At 72.0% G+C, this 20,459-nt stretch carries 22 protein-coding genes; 15 read left to right on the top strand and 7 right to left on the bottom strand.

What is annotated here, in order from left to right:
- The first annotated feature begins 100 nt into the window (after positions 1–100).
- The 5 genes from ABZ454_RS05015 to ABZ454_RS04995 all read left to right on the top strand — a co-directional run bounded on the left by ABZ454_RS05015 (position 101) and on the right by ABZ454_RS04995 (position 4,670).
- On the top strand, positions 101–1,480 hold the full coding sequence (locus tag ABZ454_RS05015) for a wax ester/triacylglycerol synthase family O-acyltransferase (RefSeq protein WP_359536107.1): 1,380 nt from the start codon (positions 101–103) through the stop codon (positions 1,478–1,480).
- Between the two features lie 139 nt (positions 1,481–1,619).
- A complete protein-coding gene (locus ABZ454_RS05010; protein ID WP_356318178.1) occupies positions 1,620–2,603 on the top strand; it encodes an aldo/keto reductase in 984 nt (327 codons plus the stop codon).
- A gap of 1 nt (position 2,604) precedes the next feature.
- The gene (locus ABZ454_RS05005; protein WP_356317981.1) at positions 2,605–2,916 is read left to right on the top strand and encodes an L-rhamnose mutarotase; all 312 of its coding nucleotides are present in this window, start codon (positions 2,605–2,607) and stop codon (positions 2,914–2,916) included.
- Position 2,917: 1 nt separating this feature from the next.
- Positions 2,918–3,775 carry an amidohydrolase family protein gene (locus ABZ454_RS05000; RefSeq protein WP_359536106.1) on the top strand — a complete coding sequence of 286 codons (858 nt, stop codon included), beginning with the start codon at positions 2,918–2,920 and terminating at the stop codon, positions 3,773–3,775.
- A gap of 34 nt (positions 3,776–3,809) precedes the next feature.
- Entirely contained in the window at positions 3,810–4,670 is an 861-nt protein-coding gene (locus ABZ454_RS04995; RefSeq protein WP_359536105.1) for a DNA-formamidopyrimidine glycosylase family protein, read from the top strand.
- On the opposite strand, the gene ABZ454_RS04990 is transcribed toward ABZ454_RS04995, so the two are convergent.
- Positions 4,663–5,046 carry a zf-HC2 domain-containing protein gene (locus ABZ454_RS04990; protein WP_359536104.1) on the bottom strand — a complete coding sequence of 128 codons (384 nt, stop codon included), beginning with the start codon at positions 5,044–5,046 and terminating at the stop codon, positions 4,663–4,665. The genes ABZ454_RS04995 and ABZ454_RS04990 overlap by 8 nt on opposite strands.
- 43 nt (positions 5,047–5,089) lie before the next feature.
- Here ABZ454_RS04990 and ABZ454_RS04985 point away from each other — a divergent pair, with 43 nt between their 5' ends.
- The 4 genes from ABZ454_RS04985 to ABZ454_RS04970 all read left to right on the top strand — a co-directional run bounded on the left by ABZ454_RS04985 (position 5,090) and on the right by ABZ454_RS04970 (position 8,933).
- Positions 5,090–5,842 (top strand): LytTR family DNA-binding domain-containing protein, encoded by a 753-nt coding sequence (locus ABZ454_RS04985; RefSeq protein ID WP_356317989.1) that lies wholly within the window; start codon positions 5,090–5,092, stop codon positions 5,840–5,842.
- 63 nt (positions 5,843–5,905) lie between these two features.
- A complete protein-coding gene (locus ABZ454_RS04980; protein WP_356317991.1) occupies positions 5,906–6,268 on the top strand; it encodes a hypothetical protein in 363 nt (120 codons plus the stop codon).
- Positions 6,265–7,746, top strand: coding sequence for a cation acetate symporter (locus tag ABZ454_RS04975; RefSeq protein ID WP_356317993.1), 1,482 nt, complete (start codon positions 6,265–6,267; stop codon positions 7,744–7,746). Before ABZ454_RS04980 ends, ABZ454_RS04975 begins: the two co-directional genes overlap by 4 nt.
- Positions 7,743–8,933: a histidine kinase gene (locus ABZ454_RS04970; protein WP_356317995.1), complete on the top strand. Its 1,191-nt coding sequence runs from the start codon at positions 7,743–7,745 to the stop codon at positions 8,931–8,933. The genes ABZ454_RS04975 and ABZ454_RS04970 overlap by 4 nt, the downstream gene beginning before the upstream one ends.
- 40 nt (positions 8,934–8,973) lie before the next feature.
- On the opposite strand, the gene ABZ454_RS04965 is transcribed toward ABZ454_RS04970, so the two are convergent.
- Positions 8,974–9,486 carry a hypothetical protein gene (locus ABZ454_RS04965; protein ID WP_359536103.1) on the bottom strand — a complete coding sequence of 171 codons (513 nt, stop codon included), beginning with the start codon at positions 9,484–9,486 and terminating at the stop codon, positions 8,974–8,976.
- 159 nt (positions 9,487–9,645) lie between these two features.
- Here ABZ454_RS04965 and ABZ454_RS04960 point away from each other — a divergent pair, with 159 nt between their 5' ends.
- The gene (locus tag ABZ454_RS04960) at positions 9,646–9,843 is read left to right on the top strand and encodes a zf-HC2 domain-containing protein (RefSeq protein WP_356317998.1); all 198 of its coding nucleotides are present in this window, start codon (positions 9,646–9,648) and stop codon (positions 9,841–9,843) included.
- On the opposite strand, the gene ABZ454_RS04955 is transcribed toward ABZ454_RS04960, so the two are convergent.
- The gene (locus ABZ454_RS04955) at positions 9,777–10,343 is read right to left on the bottom strand and encodes a sigma-70 family RNA polymerase sigma factor (protein ID WP_359536102.1); all 567 of its coding nucleotides are present in this window, start codon (positions 10,341–10,343) and stop codon (positions 9,777–9,779) included. The genes ABZ454_RS04960 and ABZ454_RS04955 overlap by 67 nt on opposite strands.
- A gap of 236 nt (positions 10,344–10,579) precedes the next feature.
- Entirely contained in the window at positions 10,580–11,041 is a 462-nt protein-coding gene (locus ABZ454_RS04950; RefSeq protein ID WP_356318002.1) for a universal stress protein, read from the bottom strand.
- 164 nt (positions 11,042–11,205) lie between these two features.
- Here ABZ454_RS04950 and ABZ454_RS04945 point away from each other — a divergent pair, with 164 nt between their 5' ends.
- Positions 11,206–12,051: a polysaccharide deacetylase family protein gene (locus ABZ454_RS04945; RefSeq protein WP_359536101.1), complete on the top strand. Its 846-nt coding sequence runs from the start codon at positions 11,206–11,208 to the stop codon at positions 12,049–12,051.
- Between the two features lie 49 nt (positions 12,052–12,100).
- Here ABZ454_RS04945 and ABZ454_RS04940 read toward each other — a convergent pair whose 3' ends face one another.
- Positions 12,101–12,763 (bottom strand): class F sortase, encoded by a 663-nt coding sequence (locus tag ABZ454_RS04940; RefSeq protein WP_359536100.1) that lies wholly within the window; start codon positions 12,761–12,763, stop codon positions 12,101–12,103.
- A 314-nt stretch (positions 12,764–13,077) separates the two neighbouring features.
- Between ABZ454_RS04940 and ABZ454_RS04935 the strand changes: the two genes are divergently transcribed.
- Positions 13,078–13,893, top strand: a complete 816-nt coding sequence (locus ABZ454_RS04935) for a hypothetical protein (protein ID WP_359536099.1) — start codon at positions 13,078–13,080, stop codon at positions 13,891–13,893.
- A gap of 92 nt (positions 13,894–13,985) precedes the next feature.
- Here the strand turns inward: ABZ454_RS04935 and ABZ454_RS04930 are convergent, their stop codons facing one another.
- Both ABZ454_RS04930 and ABZ454_RS04925 read right to left on the bottom strand, forming a co-directional pair.
- Positions 13,986–14,540, bottom strand: coding sequence for a hypothetical protein (locus tag ABZ454_RS04930; protein ID WP_359536098.1), 555 nt, complete (start codon positions 14,538–14,540; stop codon positions 13,986–13,988).
- A gap of 222 nt (positions 14,541–14,762) precedes the next feature.
- Entirely contained in the window at positions 14,763–15,530 is a 768-nt protein-coding gene (locus ABZ454_RS04925; protein WP_359536097.1) for a hypothetical protein, read from the bottom strand.
- A 756-nt stretch (positions 15,531–16,286) separates the two neighbouring features.
- On the opposite strand from ABZ454_RS04925, the gene ABZ454_RS04920 reads away from it, so the two are divergent.
- The 3 genes from ABZ454_RS04920 (at position 16,287) to ABZ454_RS04910 (ending at position 20,431) form a co-directional block, all read left to right on the top strand.
- Positions 16,287–17,240, top strand: a complete 954-nt coding sequence (locus ABZ454_RS04920; RefSeq protein ID WP_359536096.1) for an SCO0930 family lipoprotein — start codon at positions 16,287–16,289, stop codon at positions 17,238–17,240.
- A 201-nt stretch (positions 17,241–17,441) separates the two neighbouring features.
- Positions 17,442–18,260 carry an SAM-dependent methyltransferase gene (locus ABZ454_RS04915; RefSeq protein ID WP_359536095.1) on the top strand — a complete coding sequence of 273 codons (819 nt, stop codon included), beginning with the start codon at positions 17,442–17,444 and terminating at the stop codon, positions 18,258–18,260.
- Positions 18,257–20,431 carry an EAL domain-containing protein gene (locus tag ABZ454_RS04910; RefSeq protein ID WP_359536094.1) on the top strand — a complete coding sequence of 725 codons (2,175 nt, stop codon included), beginning with the start codon at positions 18,257–18,259 and terminating at the stop codon, positions 20,429–20,431. The genes ABZ454_RS04915 and ABZ454_RS04910 overlap by 4 nt, the downstream gene beginning before the upstream one ends.
- Positions 20,432–20,459 lie beyond the last annotated feature (28 nt).

Below are 20,459 nucleotides of genomic sequence, written 5' to 3'. Positions count from 1 at the left end.
CGAAGTAACAGAACGTAACATGTCCATACTTGACCGTAACCGACTGCGAGGGATTGACTGCGACTCCGGCAGTCTCCGTCTTCCATGACATGAGGATCCGTTGGGCACTGAGCTTCTGGCACCTCTCGACCTGGCCTTCTGGCACCTCGAGTCCGATGCACACCCCATGCACCTCGGTGCGCTCGCCGTCTTCGCGCCGGGCGGCCGTCCGGCCCCCGGCCCCGACGGCCTCCTGGAACTGCTGGGCACCCGGGCCGCCGCCATTCCCCGGCTGCGGATGCGGGTGCGCGACGTGCTGCTGCCCGTCGGAGGCGCGGCCTGGTCGGTGGACAAGGACTTCGACGTCCACCGGCACGTCAAGCGGGTGCACCTGCCCGAAGCGGAGACCGCCGGAGAGGGTGAGGCCGGGTTCATGGCGGCGGCCACCCGGCTCGCGGGCGAGCTGATGGAGCAGCCGCTGCGCAGAGGGCGTCCGCCCTGGCAGATGTACGTCATCACCGGCGCCGCGGAAGGCTCCTTCGCCGTACTCGTCAAGCTCCACCACGCACTCGCCGACGGAATGCGCGCGGTCGCCATCGGGGCCGGCATCTTCGACGAGATCGCCGCCGTCGCGGGCCGGCCGGGGCCGGCGGCCCGGCGGGTGCGGCCCGTACCGCCGCGCTCCTGGATGCCCGGCCCCCGCCAGGTCGCGGGACTCGCCCTCGGCCGGATCGAGGACCTCGGCCGGGCCTTCGGCGTCGGGGCCTCGCTGGTGCGCGCCAGCCGCCTCGACCTGCGCGGCGCGCCGGCCCTCAGCGCCGACTCCTCCGGTACGCGGCGGCTCGTCACGGCCGATCTCGACCTCGCGGCGGTGCAGCGGATCCGGCGGGCGGTGGGCGGCACGAGCAACGACGTGCTGCTCGCCGTCGTGGCGGGCGCGCTGCGCCGCTGGATGCTGGAGCGCGGCGAACCGCTGCCCGGTTCCGATCCGCGCGCGCTGGTCCCCGTCTCCCGGCGCCGCCCGGGCGGCGGGGCCGACGGCAACCGGCTCTCCGCCTATCTGCTGGGCCTCCCCGTCTCCGAACCCGATCCCTGGGAGCGGCTGCGGGCCGTCCGCGGCGCGATGGACCGCAACAAGTCCGCCGGGCCGTTGCGCGGGGCCGGGGCGGTCGCGGTGCTCGCCGACCAACTGCCGTCACTGGCCCACCGTTTCGGAGCCCCGCTCGCCGGGAGCGCCGCCCGGATGCTGTTCGACGTGCTGGTCACCAGCGTGCCGCTGCCCCGCTCGGCCCTCTCGCTCGGCGGCTGCCCGCTGCGCGCGCTCTACCCGATGGCGCCGCTGGCCCGCGGTCAGTCCCTGGCCATCGCGTTGACCACCTATGGGGGCGCGGTGCAGATCGGGCTGGTGGCCGACGGCAAGGCGCTGCCCGATCTGGAGCGCTTGGGGCGCTGCGCCGAGGAGGAGGTGGCCGGTCTGCTCGCCCTGCTGCCCGGAGGCTGACCTGGGTGGTGGGCGCATAGATCGGATAGATTCGTCGAAATTTGCGCCACCGGATCCTCTCCGAGGTGTTGACGCGCCAAGTGATCCGATGAATATTCGCTGTGTGCAGAAAGCGATCTTCGGGGAGGGCGGCGGAACCATGCGGCGCAACCAGCTGGGTAACAGCGCGGTCGAGGTCACCGAGCTGTCCTTCGGGGCGGCCGCCATCGGCAATCTCTTCAGCGCCGTGGAGCCCGCGCAGGCCGCCGCCGCCGTCGACGCCGCCTGGGACGAGGGCGTCCGCTACTTCGACACCGCGCCGCACTACGGGCTCGGACTCTCGGAGCGGCGGCTCGGCGAAGCCCTGCGCGCCCGGCCCCGCGACGCGTACGTACTGTCCACCAAGGTGGGCCGGGTGCTCGACCCGCTGCCCGGCGGCGGGGCCGGCGCGGCCGACGGGCTCTCCGAGGGCTTCGCCGTCCGCGCCACCCACCGCAGGCGCTGGGACTTCAGCGCCGCCGGTGTCCGCCGCAGCATCGAGGACAGCCTGGAACGCCTCGGCCTCGACCGCATCGACATCGCCTACCTCCACGACCCGGACGACCACGCCGAAGCCGCCTTCGGCGAGGCCTACCCCGAACTGGAGAAACTGCGCGCCGAAGGGGTCGTCGGGGCCATCGGGGCCGGCATGAACCAGACCGCGATGCTCACCCGCTTCGTCGTCGAGACCGATGTCGACGTGGTGCTCTGCGCCGGCCGCCACACCCTCCTCGACCAGTCGGCCCTGACCGACCTGCTGCCGGCCGCCGCCGCCCGCGGCCGCGGCGTCGTCGTCGGCGGCGTCTTCAACTCCGGCCTCCTCGCCGACCCGCGCCCCGGCGCGACGTACGACTACGCCGCCGCCCCCCTGCATCTCCTGGACCGGGCCCTGCGCCTGAAGGCCGTCACCGAGGGCCACGGCGTGCCCCTGCGCGCCGCCGCCCTGCGCTACCCGCTCACCCACCCGGCGGTCGCCGGCGTGCTCGTCGGCACGCGCTCCGCCGACGAAGTGCGCGACGCCGCCGCCCAGCTCCGCACGGACGTACCCGACGACCTCTGGGACGACCTGCGCGCCGAAGGCCTGCTGCCCGAGAACGGACACTGACATGCGCATCGCCCTGCACACCAAGGTCCGTGCGGACCGCATAGCCGAGTACGAGGCGGCCCACCGCGAGGTCCCCGCCGAACTGACCCGCGCGATCCGCGCGGCGGGAGCCACCTCCTGGACGATCTGGCGCAGCGGCACCGATCTGTTCCACGTCATCGAGTGCGACGACTACGCCCAACTCCTCGCCGAACTCGAACAGCTCCCCGTCAATGTCGCCTGGCAGGCCAGGATGGACGCACTCCTCGACGTCACGCACGACTACTCGTCGGACGGCGCCGAAGCGGGCCTCCCGGTCGCCTGGGAGCTGTGAGATGACCGGACAGCCCCGCATCGTCGACGCCCACCACCACGTGTGGGACCTCTCCGTACGGGACCAGGACTGGATCACCGGGGAGGAACTGACCCCCCTGCGACGCGACTTCTCCCTGGCCGACCTGGAGCCGGAGGCACGGGCCAACGGCGTGTGCGCGACCGTGCTCGTCCAGACCGTGACCGTCCCGGAGGAGACCCCCGAGTTCCTCGCGCTCGCCCACGGCAGCGACCTGGTCGCCGGCGTCGTGGGCTGGGCCGATCTCACCGCCCCGGACATCGCCGACACCCTGGCCGCCCTGCGCGAGCTCCCCGGCGGCGACCGGCTCGTCTCGCTCCGCCACCAGGTGCAGGGCGAACCCGACCCCCGATGGCTGCTGCGCGCGGACGTGGTGCGCGGACTGGACGCCGTGGCGGACGCCGGGCTCGCCTACGACCTCGTGATCCGGCCCGACCAGCTGCCCGCCGCGTCCCGGGCCGCCGAACAGCTGCCCGGACTCACCTTCGTACTCGACCACGCCGGCAAACCGCCGATCGCCGCCGGGCACACGCAGCCGTGGGCCGACGACCTGCGGGCGTTCGCCGCCCTCCCCAACACCGTGTGCAAACTCTCCGGCCTGGTCACCGAGGCGGACCCGCACCACTGGACCGTCAAGGACCTGCGCCCCTACGCCGACACCGTCCTCGACGCCTTCGGGCCCGGCCGGCTGATGTTCGGCTCGGACTGGCCGGTGTGCCGGCTCGCGGCGACGTACACCGAGGTCGTCGAGGCCGCGCTCGTCCTCCTCGACAGCCTCACCGACGGCGAGCGGGGCGCCGTCCTCGCCACCACCGCCGAGCGCGCGTACGGCCTCCGATAGGCGCCGGGGCGAGGGCTGCGGCAGGCTGGGAGGCATGCCCGAACTTCCGGAAGTCGAAGCCCTGCGGGTCTTCCTCGACGACCACCTGGTCGGCAGGGAGATCGACCGCGTCCTGCCGCTCGCCATCAGCGTCCTGAAGACGTACGACCCGCCGCTCACCGCCCTGCACGGCGGCACGGTCACCGGCGTCGGGCGGCACGGGAAGTTCCTCGACATCGCCGTCGGCCCGCTGCACCTGGTCACCCACCTCGCCCGGGCCGGCTGGCTCCACTGGAGGGACGGCTTCCCCGACGCGCCGCCGCGCCCCGGAAAGGGCCCCCTGGCGCTGCGGACCGTCCTCACCACCGGAGACGGCTTCGACCTGACCGAGGCCGGCACCACCAAACGCCTCGCCGTGTACCTGGTGCGCGACCCCGCCGAGGTACCCGGGGTCGCCCGCCTCGGGCCCGACCCGCTCGACCCGTCCTTCGACCGCGAGGCGTTCGCCGCACTGCTGGAAGGCGAGCGGCGCCAGATCAAGGGCGCCCTGCGCGACCAGTCGCTCATCGCGGGCATCGGCAACGCCTACAGCGACGAGATCCTGCACGTCGCGAAGATGTCCCCGTTCAAAATCACCGCGCGCCTCACCGACGACGAGATCACCCGGCTCCACACCGCCCTGCGCACCACGCTGGACGAGGCCGTCGCCCGCTCCAGCGGACTGGCCGCGGGGCGGCTCAAGGCCGAGAAGAAGAGCGGCATGCGGGTCCACGGGCGCACCGGCGAGGCCTGCCCGGTCTGCGGGGACACCATCCGCGAGGTGTCCTTCAGCGACTCCTCGCTCCAGTACTGCCCGACCTGTCAGACGGGCGGCAAGCCCCTCGCCGACCGCAGGCTCTCCAAGCTGCTCAAGTAGGGCGGCCGGACGTGGGCCCCGGCGAACGTGCCGTGGCGCGAGCGGCGGCGGACAGTGCCGCGGCCGCCGCCACGAGCCCGAGACGCCGGCGCCATGTCCTGCGCCGCCCGGCGGCCACCGCCTCCATGGCCGGCCCCGCCCCGGCCCGCGCCACCGGATCGACGCCCTGCGTCAGCCGGGCGTAACGCGCGAGGACGGCCGCCACCCGGCCCAGCTCCACGGCCCGGTCGGCGCACGGAAGGCAGTCCTCCAGATGCTCCTCGAAACGGAAGGCATCGGCGGCGTCGAGCACGCCCAGGGCGTAGGCGCCGACATCGCGGTGGGGTGGCGGGGTGCACATGCCGTCCCGTACGGAAACAGTCCATGAATCACTCACCGCGCCATCCCCGCACCGCGCCGTGCACCCCTAAACTCCCGCCATGCTCCGCGTACTCGCCGTCGACGACGAAGAACCCGCCCTGGAGGAACTCCTGTACCTCCTGCGCGCCGATCCCCGGATCCGCAGCGCCGAAGGGGCCACCGGCGCCACCGAGGCGCTGCGGCGCATCGGCAGCGCCGTCGAGGCCGGTCCCGACGACCCGGCCGCCATCGACGTCGTCTTCCTCGACATCCACATGGCGGGCCTCACCGGGCTCGATGTCGCCCAGTTGCTGGCCGGGTTCGCCGCACCCCCGCTCATCGTCTTCGTCACCGCCCACGAGGGCTTCGCCGTGCACGCCTTCGACCTGAAGGCCGTCGACTACGTCCTCAAGCCCGTGCGCCGCGAACGCCTGGCCGAAGCGGTGCGCCGCGCCGCCGAACAGGTCGGCGGACGCTCCGCACCCGCCCACGACGCCGCACCCGACCAGATCCCCGTCGAACTCGGCGGTGTCATCCGCTTCATCCCGATCGACGACATCGCGTACGCCGAGGCCCAGGGCGACTACGCCCGGCTGCACACCGCCACCGGCAGCCACCTGGTCCGCGTCCCCCTGACCACCCTGGAGGAACGCTGGCGCACCCGCGGATTCGTCCGCATCCACCGCCGCCACCTCGTGGCGCTCGGCCGGATCGACGAACTGCGCCTGGACGCGGGCAGCATGAGCGTGCGCATCGGCACCGCTTCGCTTGCCGTCAGCCGCCGCCACACCCGTGCGCTGCGCGATCTGCTGATGCGGCAGACCGGCCGCTGACCAGCGTCTACCCGCACCCGGACCCTTCCCAGCGGGGTCGGGAGCTGCGTACACTCCGGCCCCATGTCCGCAGAGCCAACGCCCCGGCGTGAAGTGGTGACGGGGGAGCCCCGCCGGGTGCGTCCGCTGCCGCGTTACCGCACCCAGTCGGAGATCGACGAGCAGACCGCACTCGGCGGCGCCTACGTCCGTTCGCTGATGCGCAGCCAGCTGCGCGCCGGACTCACCGCCTTCACCGTCCTCGCCGTCGTCGTCGGCACCCTGCCGCTCGTCTTCGAGGCCCTGCACAGCTCCGCCGTCGTCTGGGCCGTCCTCGGCTTCGCCGCCTACCCGCCGCTGACGCTGCTCGCCTGGTGGTACGTGCGCCGGGCCGAGCGCAACGAGAGCGACTTCGCCCGGCTCGTGGAAGGCCGCCCCGCGCAGTGAGCCGCACGTACGCGGTGGCGGCCGTCGCCGCCGTCGTCCTCGCCACCGTCCTCGTCGGCGGGTTCGGGCTGCGCATCTCGCGCACCACCTCCGACTTCTACGTCGCCTCGCGCACCGTACGGCCCCGGCTGAACGCTGCCGCGATCAGCGGCGAGTACCTCTCCGCCGCCTCGTTCCTCGGCATCGCCGGCCTGGTGCTCGTCCACGGACCCGACATGCTCTGGTACCCGGTCGGCTACACCGCCGGCTATCTGGTGCTGCTGGTCTTCGTCGCCGCGCCGCTGCGCCGCTCGGGGGCGTACACCCTGCCCGACTTCGCCGAGGGGCGGCTCGAATCCCGGCAGGTGCGCCGGCTCGTCAGCGTCCTCGTCGTCGGCGCCGGCTGGCTCTACCTCGTGCCGCAGCTCCAGGGAGCCGGACTCACCCTCAAGATCCTGACCGGGGCGCCCGGCTGGCTGGGCGACGTGCTCGTCGCCTCCGTGGTCGTCCTCGCCGTCGCCGCCGGCGGGATGCGCTCCATCACCTTCGTCCAGGTCTTCCAGTACTGGCTGAAACTCACCGCGCTCCTCGTCCCCGCCCTCTTCCTGGTGCTCGCCTGGCAGGGCGACGGGCGGCCCCGCGTCACCTTCGACGAGCAGCTCTCCGCCTTCCGCGCCGACCATCCGCTGTACGCCACCTACGGCCTCATCGTCGCCACCTTCCTCGGCACCATGGGCCTGCCGCACGTCGTCGTCCGCTTCTACACCAGCCCCAACGGCCGCGACGCCCGCCGCACCACCGTCGCCGTCCTCGCCCTGATCGGCGTCTTCTACCTGCTGCCGCCCGTCTACGGAGCCCTCGGCCGGCTGTACGCACCCGAGCTCATCCACGGCGGCGACGCCGACGCCGCCGTGCTGCTGCTCCCCGGCCGGGTCATCGGCGGACTCGGCGGCGACCTGCTCGGCGCGCTCATCGCCGGGGGCGCCTTCGCCGCCTTCCTGTCGACCGCCTCCGGACTGACCATGGCCGTCGCCGGCGTCCTCACCCAGGACGTCCTGCCCGCGCGGGGCGTACGCCACTTCCGGCTGGCCACCGTCCTCGCCATCTCCGTCCCGCTGGCCGGGTCACTGCTGGTCAGCCGGGTGCCGGTAGCCGACTCGGTGGGGATGGCGTTCGCCGTGTCGGCGTCCTCCTTCTGCCCGCTGCTCGTCCTCGGCATCTGGTGGCGCCGGCTCACCCCGCCGGGAGCCGTCGCGGGACTCGTCCTGGGCGGCGGCTCCGCCCTGCTCTCCGTCGCCATCACCGTCAGCGGGGCGGTGCGCCCGCCCGGCTGGCCGCACGCGCTGCTCGCCTGGCCCGCCGTCTGGTCCGTGCCCGTCGGTTTCCTCGCCATGATCCTGGTCTCGCTCGCCACGCCCGGCCGGATACCCGCGGGCACCAACGCCGCGATGACCCGCTTCCACCTGCCCGAGGCACTGAGCGCCGGGAGGCACCGGTGACCGGGGCCGGGTACGCCGTCATCGTGCTCCTCGCCCTGCTGCTGTTCGGCGGCGGACTGCTGACCGGCCGTCGCACCGCACGCCCCGTCCGCCCCAGCGACGTCGGCACACCCGTCGAACACGCCACCTTCGAGACCCTGCACACCGCCTCCCTGGCCGCGCCGCCCCTGCGCGCCGGACTGACGGAGGAGAGCGCCCGCAGGTCGGCCCGCCGGCTCCGTTCGCTGCTCGGCACCGACGCCCTGTGCCTCACCGACCGCGAGCGGGTGCTGGTCTGGGACGGCGAGGGCGACCACCACGGCCGGCACGTCATGGAGCGGGTGGGAGACGTCCTCGCCACCGGCCGCGACACCGCGTTCCGCAGCGAGTGCGACGACCTGGACTGCCCGCTGCGCTGGGCCGTCGCCGTGCCGCTCACCGTCGACCACCGGGTCCTCGGCACGCTGATCGCCTACGCCCCGCGCGAATCCGCGGTCCTGGCGAGGGCCGCGGGCGAGGTCGCCCGCTGGGTCTGCGTACAGCTGGAACTCGCCGAACTCGACCGTTCGCGCACCCAGCTCATCGAGGCCGAGATCAGGGCCCTGCGCGCGCAGATCTCCCCGCACTTCCTCTTCAACTCGCTGGCCGCCATCGCCTCGTTCGTCCGGACCGACCCCGAGCAGGCCCGCGAGCTGCTCCTGGAGTTCGCCGACTTCACCCGCTACTCCTTCCGCAGTCACGGCGACTTCACCACCCTCGCCGACGAACTGCACTCCATCGACCAGTACCTGGCCCTCGTCCGGGCCCGGTTCGGCGAACGCCTCTCGGTGACCCTCCAGGTCGCCCCCGAGGTACTGCCCGTCGCCCTGCCCTTCCTCTGCCTCCAGCCCCTGGTCGAGAACGCCGTCAAGCACGGACTCGAAGGGGCCGTCACCTCCAGCCGCATCACCATCAGCGCGCTGGACGCCGGCTCCGAGGCCGAGGTCGTCATCGAGGACGACGGCACCGGCATGGACCCGGAGCGCCTGCGCCACATCCTGCGCGGCGAGGGCGGGGAGTCCACCGGCATCGGACTGCTCAACGTCGACGAACGGCTGCGCCAGGTGTACGGGGACGACTACGGGCTCGTCATCGAGACGGGCATCGGCGCAGGCATGCGCATCACCGTGCGGCTGCCGAAGTACCGCGCCGGGGTGCACGGTTCCTGAGCGTCGCCCCGCACGGCCCGGCGGCGCCCCGCGCCGGGACTCAGTACAGGTGGATCGCCAGATGCCCGAGCGGCAGGCCCAGCTGCCAGGCCGGTGTCCACACCTGCACAGCGTCCAGCTCTTCCGGCTCCTCAGGACCGGCGGCGGCCTCCCACGGCAGCGGTCCGATCGCGTCGAGGTCGGCCGCCAGCAGCTCGGTCTCCTCCAGCCACCGCCAGGCGGCCAGCGCCAGCGTCAGGTCGGGGCCCGGGCCGCCGGGCGCCGCCTCCAGGGCGTCGAGGCGCTCGCACACCCATCGGCGCCACGGTGTCCCGTACGCCGTCAGCAGGCGCAGCTCGTCCACCCGGGTGGCGGGCAGCGCCTCGGCCACCGCACCGTCGGAGAGGAACACCGTCAGCGCGAGCGCATCGCGACCCGCCCGGTACTCCAGCGTGGCCGGCTCCATCAGATCGCCGGTCCGCAGCAGCTCGTCGGCGATGTACTCCGCGTACATCCATGCCATCGGGACCAGCAGCCCGCCCCCGCCGGCTCCGTCATGACGTTCCCGACACATCCCGCCTCGCCTCTTTCCGTTCTCGGGCCCGGGCCGGAGGCTGCCCGGCGTACCGGGGGCCGACCGGCCCCCACGCAGCATTGAACCGGGGGAGCGCGCCCCGCGTGGCCAGAAGGACAGGATCCGTCGGACCCGGTCCGTCACAGACATGAGGTTGCCATGACCGCCGACCCAGGGGAGGGACCGCACATGCGGCACTTGCTCGGCGCCTACGTCCTGGACGCGCTGCCGCCCGCACAGGCGCGGACCGTCGCCCGCCATCTGCAGAGCTGTGACCGCTGCGCCGCCGACTACGTGGCGGTCGCGGAGGCGGCGGCCCTGTTGCCACTGCTGACCGAGGAGGACCTGCTGGAGTAGCCGGGCAGGTTACGCGAGAGCAGGCGCAGGGCGTAGTACGAACGGGACTTCACCGTGCCGGCGGGTATCCCGAGCACCTCGGCGGTCTCGCCCACGCTCAGCCCCCGGAAGTAGATCTGGACGAGTACCGCCCGGTGCTCCGGGCTGAGGGTGCGCACCGCCTTGCGCACATCGAGCGCGGCGACCGTGGCCTCGGCGGTGTCCTCCCGGGCCGGGGCGCTGTCCAGCACGGCGTCGTTGACCTCGGCAGGCCGGGCCAGGCGCGACCTGCGGGCGTCGATCGCCAGCCGGCGTCCCACGGTGAACAGCCAGGGCCTCATCGACTCGTAGGGGCCGTCGAAGGCCTCCGGGTGCTGCCAGGCCCGCACCAGCGTCTCCTGGACGAGATCCTCGGCCCGCTGCCGGTCGCCGAACGTCAGGCCGAGCAGGAAGTGGAACAGGGCGGGCCCGTGTTCCCGCTGCAGATCCGTGAGGGCCCGCTCATCGGTCGTCGTGGTCATGGTGATCGCCCTTCCCGCGGAGGCCCCCGGCGCCCGGTGCCGTGACCGGCACGGTGTACCGGGAGGGGTGCCGGCTGCTGACTGGCGTATACGAACGCATTCACGCCCCGGGGAACAGGACAAACGCGGCCCCGTGCGACGAGCGGTCGCACGGAGCGGCGAGTGGTGCGGTGAACGGTCGGGCGGGCGCCGGAGCGGGCGAGGGAAGAGCGGCGCCGCAGGCGCCAGGGACTGCGTTACGGAACCACGGTGACGGGCCAGCGCCCGGCCTTCACCAGGCGTACGGCCACCGAGCCGATGAACCGGTGCCCCGCCGACTCGGACGCGCCCACCACCACGGCGTCCGCCTTGAGTTCGTCCGCCGCCGTCACCAGCCCGTTGTACGGGTCACCGCGGAAGGTGTGGAACTCCCAGCGCACGTCCCAGGTGTCCTTTATCCGCTCCGTCGACGCCCGGATCTCGCTCACCAGACCCTCGGCCACGTCCCCGGTCGCATCGCCGACCGGCGCACCGAGCGCGGCGCCCGCCGTCAGTACGGGCTGGACGTAGACGAGGGCGAGCATGGCCCGCTGCCGACGGGCGAGACCTGCGGCATACGCCGCGGCGCGCATGGAGGAATCGGAACCGTCGATGCCCGCGACGATCACTTTCGGGCCGTCTGTGCCACGTTCGAACTGGTGGGGCTGCTGATCTGTCACGGCAGTGAGGCTATCGGCTCCTTCGGCCGGCCCCGGCCCGGGCTCCCGCCTACCCCGGCACCCTCGCACCAGCGGCGCGGGCGCACTCCCTCCATTGGGTGCAAAACCCCCCATAATCGGTGTCGTTGAGAAGGGTGACAGGGCAGACGTGCGAGCAGTTGGTCATGAAGAATGATCAGATGGCGCCGACGCGCAGAACGCTGCTGAGGCTGGCTGCCGGGCTGGGGGCCGCCACTGTCGTGCGCCTGGTCGCGGCGGACTCCGCCGGTACTCCGTTCCGGCGTCCGGTTCCGCCGCCGGCCGCCTCGGCCGGTCCGCGGACGGCCGTTGCGCAAGCCCGGCCGCTCGCCTACAGACTGAGGCCCATGACCGCGGACAACCCGCCCCCCTACCGACCGGCGACGCCACCGGTCCGCACCCGGCCCTTCGAGGAGCTGCCGGGGATCGGCCGGGCCATGGTGCTGAGCTTCGACGACGGACCTGATCCCGCCTACACCCCGCACATCCTCGACACGCTGCGGAAGCACGACGTACGGGCCATGTTCTTCGTCTGCGGGGAGATGGCCCACGACAACGAGGACCTGGTCCGCAGGATCGCCGACGAGGGGCACACCGTCGGCAACCACTCCTGGACCCACCCGCTGGTCACCACGCTCTCCCGGGCCGGCGTCACCGACGAGCTGGGTCGCACCAGCGACGTGATCGAGAAGCTCACCGGCGCTCCGCCGCTCTGGTACCGGGCGCCCTACGGGGCCTGGAACCGCAACTCGTTCGAGATCGGGGCCGCGCTCGGCATGGAGCCGATGGCCTGGACGGTGGACACCCTGGACTGGACGGAGCCGGGCACCGACAGCATCGTCCGCCGGGTGCGGGAGGGCGCCGCCCCCGGGGTCGTGGTGCTCTCGCACGACGCGGGCGGCAACCGTTCGCAGAGCGTGGCCGCGCTGCGCCGCTATCTGCCGGGACTGCTGGGTGAGGGCTACCGGATCACGGTGCCGCACCGCCGCTGAGGGGGCTGAAGACTGCCGCGGGGGCCGCTCACCGGCCCCGCGGCAGTCTTCAGCGGGTTTCGACCAGGCGGGCGAAGACCACGACGTTGCCGTCGTAGCCGTGCGCCTTCGTGTATCCGCCGCCGCACGTGATGACGCGCAGCTCGGCATGGCCCGTGTCGCCGTACACCCTGGCGCCGGGGAAGTCGTTCTTCGCGAACACCTCGACCCCGTAGACCTCGAACACCGCCACCCGGTCGTCACTGCGGGCGATCTCGACGCGGTCGCCCTTCTTCAGCGAGCCCAGCTGGAAGAAGACGGCGGGCCCCGCATGGTTGTCGACGTGACCGACGATGACGGAGGTGCCGAGCTGCCCGGGCGCGATGCCGTTCTGGTACCACCCGGCCAGGTTGGGGTCCTGCGGGGGCGGCGTCTCGATCCACCCGTCCTGGTCGAGGTTCACGTCGACCACCGGGGCGTCGACCCCGATCGAGGGGATGCCCACGCGGGCGACGGGGGCGTACGCCAGCGGCTTCACGGCCGGGCCGGCCTTCGGGGCCCCGGGGGCGAGCTTCTGGTGGCCCCCCACCGAGGTGGCGGCGACCGGCTGGGGCGGGCCGGGTGAGAGGTCCGCGCCGTTCCGCATCAGCGCGAGACCGGTGAGCATCGCCAGCGCCAGCGCGCCCCACGGCGAGTGTCTGATCCGTTCGGGGCGCCAGTTGTCCCGGCCCATGGTTCTCCCTTCGTCGCGACGAGGGGAACGCTAGACGCGGGGCGGCCGCGCGGCATGCAGGGAAGTGCGAACGGGTGGCGCGGACCCGGCGGACTTCATTTCGGAGTAGTACCAGGGCAAAAACTCTGACGCTCTGTGACCTGCGGGTCCATCAGGTTCACGGCCGTGTGCCCGGCGTGTCGGATCACCGGTGTGGAGCAGCCCCGAAATGCGCGGGACGAGGGTTCTGGTGAGGGTTCGTCATGGGAGGCGTTTCTCGTCGATCCATTCCGGTGCACAGAGCTCCTGGGCGCTTCCCGTTGGAGGTTCGAACGATGCGTGCTACACGCGCTTTCGTTGTCGCCGCGACCGCCGTCGCCGCTCTCGGGCTGGCCGCCCCGATGGCCGCAGCCGGTGGGGACGTCGGAAACGGTCAGAACAACGGCAACAGCCAGAACAACGGCAACAGCCAGAACGACTGGAACGACTGGAACGACCCGGGCGACTGGGACGACGGCAACGGCAATAACAACAACAACGGGAACGGGAACAACAACGGCAACAACAACGGGAACGGCAACTGGAACGGCAACTGGAACGGGAACAACAACGGCAACGGGAACGGGAACGGCAACGGGAACGGGAACGGCAACGGGAACGGGAACGGCAACGGGAACGGGAACGGGAACGGGAACGGGAACGGCAACGGGAACGGGAACGGGAACGGCAACGGGAACGGGAACGGCCGCAACAACGGTCCGAACAACGTGACCGTCGATCCCGAGCGCGTGCACCAGGGCGCGGCCATGCAGGTCAGCGCCGAGGGATGTGGCCGGGGCGGCAGCGTCTCGTCCAACGCGTTCCGGACCACGAGGCTCTCGGCGGGCCGGGTCGGCCACGCCCGGGTCCGGATCCTCAACGACGCGACGCCCGGCACCTACAACCTGACGGTGCGCTGCGACGGCACCGACCGGACGGCCGGCCACCGGTTCACCGTGCTCAACGGCCGTGGCGCGCAGGGCGGCCTCGGCGGCTCGATGGCCGCGAGCCCGACGGAGATGGGCGTCGGCGCGGGCCTGGTCGCCTCGGCGGCCCTCGGCGGAGGCATGTACGTGATGCGCCGCCGGAGGATGAGCCATGGGGCGGCCTGACCGTAAGGACGCACCCGCAGGCCCGATAACCGAAGCCGCCCCGAGTCCTCCTGGAGGACCCGGGGCGGCTTTCGTTCTTCCTGCGGCGCCGGTCAGTGCGACCGGCTCTCCTTCCGCCGCCGCACCATGAAGACGGTGCCGGCGGCGGCGGCCACGGCCAGCGCGGTGCCGGCCACGATCTTTCCGGAGTTCACGCTGTCGATGCTCCCGCCCAGACCTCCCTGCACACCGGCCGGGGAGGCGGTGGACACCGCGGAGCTCGTCGAGCTCGCGGTGGGTGTGCTCGTGGCGGCGCTGATGGTGAGGTTCACCGTGGCCGTGGAGCTCGGCGAGGTGTTGCACGTGAACGTCACCTGATAGGCGGCGCCCGGCTTGGCGTCCCAGTCGACCGTCGCCCTGACGGAGCCGGCCGTGGGGATGGTGACGGTGTCGAAGACCGCCGAGGACGCCGTGGCCGTGGTGGAGCACCCCTTGGCGGCCAGGGTCACCTGACCGCCGGGCGCGACCACCGAGGGAGTGACGGTGTATCCGCTCCCGCTGGTGGACGGCCCGCCCGTGGTAGCGGCATACGCGGTCACGGCCGGGGCGGACAGGGCGAGTGCTGCGGCGCCGAGCAGAGCGACGGGGGTGACAGGTATTGCGCGCATGGTGAATCCTCCGGGTCCCCGAGGAGCAGCTGCGGAACGGATTTCCACAAAACGTCAGAAATGCACCTCGATGCGAGCCACGCTAAAAGTGGTGCATTTCGCCCGCGATCGGGGTCCGGCGAATGGGGCACCGGAGTCCCCCGGGCGGCGCACCGCCTGGGGCACCGGAGTCCCCCCGGGCGGCGCACCGCCGGGGGGCGGGTGCGTGCGTGGGGCGTGCTCCTATCCGCCCGCCGCGCCCGGGAACAGATCGAGGAAGGGCGCGGCCGTGGCCGAGATGCCCCGGCCGAAGGGCGAGTCGAAGTCCCAGATCAGGAAGAGGAGGAAAGCGATCAGCACACTGAAGAGACCGGCGAGCAGCAGTTCGCGGAACGTACGGCGGATCTGCAGGGTGAAGATCAGCCCCACCGTCACCAGGGCCCCCGTGATCAGCCCGAACCAGACGACGCCCGGCATCGTGGCCCCGGCGCTCTGCCCCCGGGCGTTGCGGGCGTCGTCGGCCGCTGCCACCTGGTCGACGATCGGCTGGTAGGCCTGCCCCTCGTGGTCCGTCCTCGGCTGGTAGTCCGTGACATCGGCGCGCACCCGGCCGAGGAGCTCGCCGCCCCGGTCGCCGAGCGTGCCGTGCTCGGTCATGGTGCGCCACTCGTCGTGCACGACGTAGCTGACGTAGGCGTCGACGTCCGCGCGGATCCGGGCCCGGACCTCGGCCGGGTAGACGGACGAGCGGGCGCTGACCTCGTGCAGCGCCTGGGCCTCCTGTCGCACGTACTCCTGGGCGGCGCCGCGGCCCTCCCAGACGCCCGCGATGGCGAGGCCGAGCACGATCGCGTACACCACCCCGATCATCATCGTCATGTACTCGATGACGTCAGGGGTTTCGGAGGGGTCGTCGTCCTCGGGCAGCCGACGGTTGTTGAGTACGGCGATGGTCAGTACGACGGCGCTGGCCGCCGCCATCGCGAGGGTGAGAACAAGCCATTCCGACATGAGTGCCTCCGGCGGTCATCGGGAACGGGGCCGCAGTACGGCGACGGCGAACACTGCGGGGGCCGTGATCATCAAAGTGAGGGTGACCAGCGAGGTATGGCGCTCGGGTGGCTTCCGTACGGGCCGGCGGTACGAGGGGAGTGCTACGGGAGCGGGCGGCGTCGGGCGTGCGGACGGTGTGGGTGACGGCGACGGAGACGGAGGGGGCGGTGGGGGCGGCGCGGGCTCGGGCGCGGGCGGCGCGGGGGGTGGTGGTGGCGGCGGAGGGGGCGGGGGTGGCGGGGGTGGAGGCGTAGGCGGGGGTGGGGGCGGAGGTGGCGGTGGAGGCGGGGGCTTCGGTTTCGGCGTCGGCTTCGGCGCCGGCGGGGGAGTGGGCTCGGGCTCCGGTCCGGCGTAACAGGAGCCGTCGCCGCTCTCGGCCACCGCCGCACCGCCGTCACCGTCACCGATCGAGGCGTACGCGCAGCTGTCGGCCAGTGCGGGCGCCGGGGCGGTCAGGAGCCAGGTGAGGGCGACGGCGGCGGTGAGCCGGCCGATGAGTGATCCGTACACGACGGGGAGCATGTTCCGGGCCGTGGCCGGGCACGCCGGACCACCGACCGATTCGCCTGAAGGAGGGGACCTGGAGCACTGGATGTTTGCGGCGTCGGAAGAATCTGCGTACGCATTGAACAAAGAACGGCCCGGCGTCCGTATCCAGTGCCATGAACGGCGCGAATCCGCGTCGCAACCGGCAGAAGGATCACGGGAGTTGACATGAACACCTGGCGGAACACCTCGCTCGCGGTGACCGCGGTGACCCTGTTGGCGCTGACGACGGCGTGCGGTCAGGACAAGGGAACCGAGACGCCCAACGGGCAGAACGTCGGCCAGGCGAGTCCGGCCGGTCAGGCCGCGGACAGCTACGGATCGGACAGCGGATACGGTTCCGCGGCGGACACCACCTCGGCGAAGCAGGCCGGTCAGCTCGCGGTGCGGGACAGCGAGAAGCTCGGCGAAGTGGTGACGGACAGCGAGGGATTCACGCTCTACCGATTCGACAAGGACACCGCGAGCCCGCCCAAATCGAATTGCGAAGGGGACTGCGCGAAAGCCTGGCCGCCGGTGCCCGCGGGCAATGTCACCGCCGCGACCGGGACCGATGCCGCTCTGATCGGGAAGGTCACCCGGGCCGACGGTACGCAGCAGCTGACTCTGGCCGGCTGGCCGATGTACCGGTATGCCAAGGACACCGAGCCGGGCGACGCGCAGGGGCAGGGGGTGGGCGGCACCTGGTTCGCCGCGGCGCCCGACGGCAAGAAGGCGGCGGTGAACGCCGACGGGCCTACCGGCGCCCAGCCGGCCGGCCTCGCCGGACTCTCGGTGCGCAAGGATCCGAAACTCGGCGATATCGTCGTGGACAAGCGCGGCATGACGGTCTACCGGTTCAAGAAGGATGTCGCGTGGCCGATGAAGTCGGCCTGCACCGGCGCCTGTCTCTCGAAGTGGCCGGTTGTCGCACCGGTCGGGAAGAATGATGTGAAGGGTGTCACGACGAAGGGTTTCGTCACCTTCGACCGGCCTGACGGACTCCAGCAGCAGGCCCTTGACTGCTGGCCCGTCTACACCTTCTCCGGGGACGTCAAGCCCGGTGACACCAACGGCCAAGGCGTGGGAGGCACCTGGTACGCGGTCTCCCCCCAGGCGAAGCTGGTCGGTGCGCCGAAGTAGCCGGCACCCGGTGTCTCCTGCCGTCCCGTCGCCCGATGTCACAGGCAGCGACGGGGCGGTTGCACATGCCACTGGTGTGTGACCAATAACGGACCGCTAATTTCCGTTTCCACTCGCTCTCCTGGCGGAGGGTCAGTAGCCTCTGGTCAATACTGACCATGAACATGGCCGGATCACCGAGGCGACTTGTTGGAGACATCGATGGAGCGTCCCGCCTGGGCACCGCAAGGCATTGACATTTCGGTGCCGAGCGTGTCCCGAATGTACGACTTCTATCTGGGCGGCTCGCACAATTTCGAGGTGGACCGGGAAGCGGCCCGCAAGGCCATGCAGTTCATGCCGGGACTTCCCAAGATCATGCAGGCGAACCGCGCCTTTATGCGGCGAGCCGTGCGCTTCGCACTGGACGAGGGCGTCACGCAGTTCCTGGACATCGGCTCCGGGATACCGACGTTCGGAAACGTCCACGAGGTCGCCCAGGCGATGGACCCGCAGGCCAAGGTGGCCTATGTCGACCACGATCCGGTCGCTGTCGCACACAGTCAGGCCGTGCTCGAAGGAAACGACCGCGCGGTGATCGCCTCCGCCGATCTGCGCCGGCCGGAGGAGATCCGCGACAACCCCGAGATCACCAAGCTCCTCGACCTGGACCGCCCGGTGGCGCTGCTGCTCGTCGCGGTCCTCCACTTCATCGAGGACGCCGACGACCCGCACACGGCCGTCGCCGCGTTGCGCGACCTTCTGGCCCCGGGAAGCCTCCTCGTCGTCACCCACGCCTCGTACGAGGGGGTTCCGGTGACGAAGGAGGAGGCCGGCGGCGCGGTGGGGGTGTACGAGAACATCCGTAACCCGCTGGTCATGCGTTCCCGCGAGGAGGTCGGCCGGTTCTTCGACGGCTACGAGATGGTCGAGCCCGGCCTGGTGTCGATGCCCGACTGGCGTCCCGGGGCTCCCGTCGTGCAGGAGAACGAGGACCCATATGCCTTCTCGGGCTTCGCTGGAGTGGGACGCAAGGCGTGAGCATTCCCGCCCAGGCGTCCGGAGCCCCGGACGCGGAGCCCGACGGCCCCGAGGACCGGCTCCGGAGATTCGCCACGATCTGGAGCCGGGCGATCTTCCCGTCGACGGCCACCTCCATGACCCGGCCGGAGTTCGAGCAGCATCTGCTCCCGCTGGCCCGCGCGCTCAGCGACACTTTGCACGCCCGCCCGTTCGACCCGGCGCCCGCGAGCACGGTGGGCCACGCTCTCGTCGCGGCCCACTGCACGGACCCGGACGCGCTCAGCTCCACGCTCGGCGTCGTCGACTCGTACCTGGTGCTCTACTGCGGAAGCAACGGACCGGTCGCGCTCTCGACCGAGGACAGCCGGTCCCGCTGCGCGCGGATCCAGCACGCGGTCGCCGGGGGCTTCTCCCAGGCGCTGCGCGAGCGGACCCTCGCCGAGCAGGAGGCGATAGCCCGCTCGGCCCTCACCGCCCGCTCCCACGCGGAACAGGCGCTGCACGCGACGGAGACGCGTTTCAGGGCCGTCTTCCAGGACGCCGCCATCGGCATCGGGATCGCCGACCTCGACGGCAAGGTGCTGGAGATCAACGACACCCTCACCCGGATGTTCGGCGGCCTGGAGAACCACGTCCTCAGCCACCGCCTCAACGAGTGGGTGCACCCGGAGGACTCCCCGCAGGTCTGGAAGTACTACAACGAACTGGTCCGCGGCGAACGGGAGCACTACCGGGTCGAGAAGCCCTACTACCGCAACGACGGCACCGTCCTGTGGACGAACCTGACCGTGTCGCTGCTGCGCGACTCCGAGGGCCGGCCGGAGTACCAGCTGGTCCTGATGGAGGACACGACCGAGCGGCGGCTGCTCAATCTGCGGCTGCGGTACGAGGCCACGCACGACGCGCTCACCGGCCTGCCGAACCGGACACTCTTCTTCGAGCGTCTCGAGAAAGCGCTCTCGGCGGGTGACGGAAGCCGGTTCGGCCTCTGCTACCTGGACCTGGACGGCTTCAAGGCCATCAACGACAGCCTGGGCCACGCGTCGGGCGACCGGCTGCTGGTCGAGGTCGCCGACCGGCTGCAGAGCTGTGCGACCGCGCCCGGTGAGATGGTGGCGCGGCTCGGCGGCGACGAGTTCGTGGCGCTCACCACCGGCCCTGACACCGCGAAGGAGGTCGACGAGCTGGCGTGCCGGATCCTCGGCGTCCTCGCCGCGCCGATCCGCCTCGACGGGCGCGAACTGACCGTCCGCGGGTCCATCGGGATCGTCGAGGGCCCGGCCGGCGAACGCAGCGCCGCGGAGGTGCTGCGCAGTGCCGACATCACGATGTACCGGGCCAAGTCCGCCGGCGGCAACCGCTTCGAGCTCGCCGACGCGGAGGCGGACGCCCGCGCGATCACCCGGCACGGACTGACCACGGCGCTGCCGGCCGCGCTCGAGCGCGGCGAGTTCTTCATCGAGTACCAGCCGCTGGTGCACCTGGACGACGGATCGGTGCACGGCGCGGAGGCACTGGTGCGCTGGTGCCACCCGCAGCACGGCGTGCTGGGTCCCGACCGGTTCATCGCGCTCGCCGAGCACACGGGGCTGATCGTGCCGCTCGGCCGCTGGGTGCTGGAGGAGTCGGTGCGGCAGGCCAACTTCTGGCAGGAGCGGCACACCGACGGCGGACCGCTGCGGATCAACGTCAACCTGTCCCCGGCGCAGCTGCACCACCCGCATCTGGTCGCCGAGACCGTCGACGTCCTGGAGCGCTCCGGGCTCGAAGCGGGGGCGCTCTGCCTGGAGGTCACCGAGTCGGCGCTGATCGGGGCGGACGAGGACGTGCTGAAGCCGCTGCGGCAACTGGCCGAGATGGGCGTCGACATCGCGCTCGACGACTTCGGCACCGGGTACTCCAACCTGGCGAACCTGCGGCGGCTTCCGGTGAGCGTGCTGAAGCTGGACCGCTCCTTCACGCAGGGGATGCAGCACCATCCGGCCGACCCCGTGGACCTGAAGATCGTCGAGGGGATCGTCTCGCTCGCGCACAGCCTGGACCTGGCCGTGACGGTGGAGGGCGTCGAGACGGGGGCCCAGGCGGAGCAGCTGCGGGAGCTGGGCTGCGACACCGCCCAGGGCTGGTACTACGCGCGCCCCGGCGCACCGGACCGGATCCACTCCCTGCTGCTCGCCGACGCGGTCTGAGCCCGGCGGTCCGCGCCCGCGTTCCCCG

Origin of the sequence: Streptomyces sp. NPDC005803, assembly GCF_040630435.1 — a bacterium.
Classification (GTDB): Bacteria; Actinomycetota; Actinomycetes; order Streptomycetales; family Streptomycetaceae; genus Streptomyces.
The sequence above is the reverse complement of the archived record's forward strand: the minus strand, read 5'-3'. Positions and strand labels throughout refer to the sequence as shown.

Excerpts from the sequence above, each read along its gene's own strand:
- ABZ454_RS05010 (WP_356318178.1), top strand. The coding sequence starts at position 1,620 with ATGCGGCGCAACCAGCTGGGTAACAGCGCGGTCGAGGTCACCGAGCTG.
- ABZ454_RS05005 (WP_356317981.1), top strand. The coding sequence starts at position 2,605 with ATGCGCATCGCCCTGCACACCAAGGTCCGTGCGGACCGCATAGCCGAG.
- ABZ454_RS05000 (WP_359536106.1), top strand. The coding sequence starts at position 2,918 with ATGACCGGACAGCCCCGCATCGTCGACGCCCACCACCACGTGTGGGAC.
- ABZ454_RS04995 (WP_359536105.1), top strand. The coding sequence starts at position 3,810 with ATGCCCGAACTTCCGGAAGTCGAAGCCCTGCGGGTCTTCCTCGACGAC.
- ABZ454_RS04985 (WP_356317989.1), top strand. The coding sequence starts at position 5,090 with ATGCTCCGCGTACTCGCCGTCGACGACGAAGAACCCGCCCTGGAGGAA.
- ABZ454_RS04980 (WP_356317991.1), top strand. The coding sequence starts at position 5,906 with ATGTCCGCAGAGCCAACGCCCCGGCGTGAAGTGGTGACGGGGGAGCCC.
- ABZ454_RS04965 (WP_359536103.1), bottom strand. The coding sequence starts at position 9,486 with ATGTGTCGGGAACGTCATGACGGAGCCGGCGGGGGCGGGCTGCTGGTC.
- ABZ454_RS04960 (WP_356317998.1), top strand. The coding sequence starts at position 9,646 with ATGACCGCCGACCCAGGGGAGGGACCGCACATGCGGCACTTGCTCGGC.
- ABZ454_RS04955 (WP_359536102.1), bottom strand. The coding sequence starts at position 10,343 with ATGACCACGACGACCGATGAGCGGGCCCTCACGGATCTGCAGCGGGAA.
- ABZ454_RS04945 (WP_359536101.1), top strand. The coding sequence starts at position 11,206 with ATGAAGAATGATCAGATGGCGCCGACGCGCAGAACGCTGCTGAGGCTG.
- ABZ454_RS04940 (WP_359536100.1), bottom strand. The coding sequence starts at position 12,763 with ATGGGCCGGGACAACTGGCGCCCCGAACGGATCAGACACTCGCCGTGG.
- ABZ454_RS04935 (WP_359536099.1), top strand. The coding sequence starts at position 13,078 with ATGCGTGCTACACGCGCTTTCGTTGTCGCCGCGACCGCCGTCGCCGCT.
- ABZ454_RS04930 (WP_359536098.1), bottom strand. The coding sequence starts at position 14,540 with ATGCGCGCAATACCTGTCACCCCCGTCGCTCTGCTCGGCGCCGCAGCA.
- ABZ454_RS04925 (WP_359536097.1), bottom strand. The coding sequence starts at position 15,530 with ATGTCGGAATGGCTTGTTCTCACCCTCGCGATGGCGGCGGCCAGCGCC.
- ABZ454_RS04920 (WP_359536096.1), top strand. The coding sequence starts at position 16,287 with ATGAACACCTGGCGGAACACCTCGCTCGCGGTGACCGCGGTGACCCTG.
- ABZ454_RS04915 (WP_359536095.1), top strand. The coding sequence starts at position 17,442 with ATGGAGCGTCCCGCCTGGGCACCGCAAGGCATTGACATTTCGGTGCCG.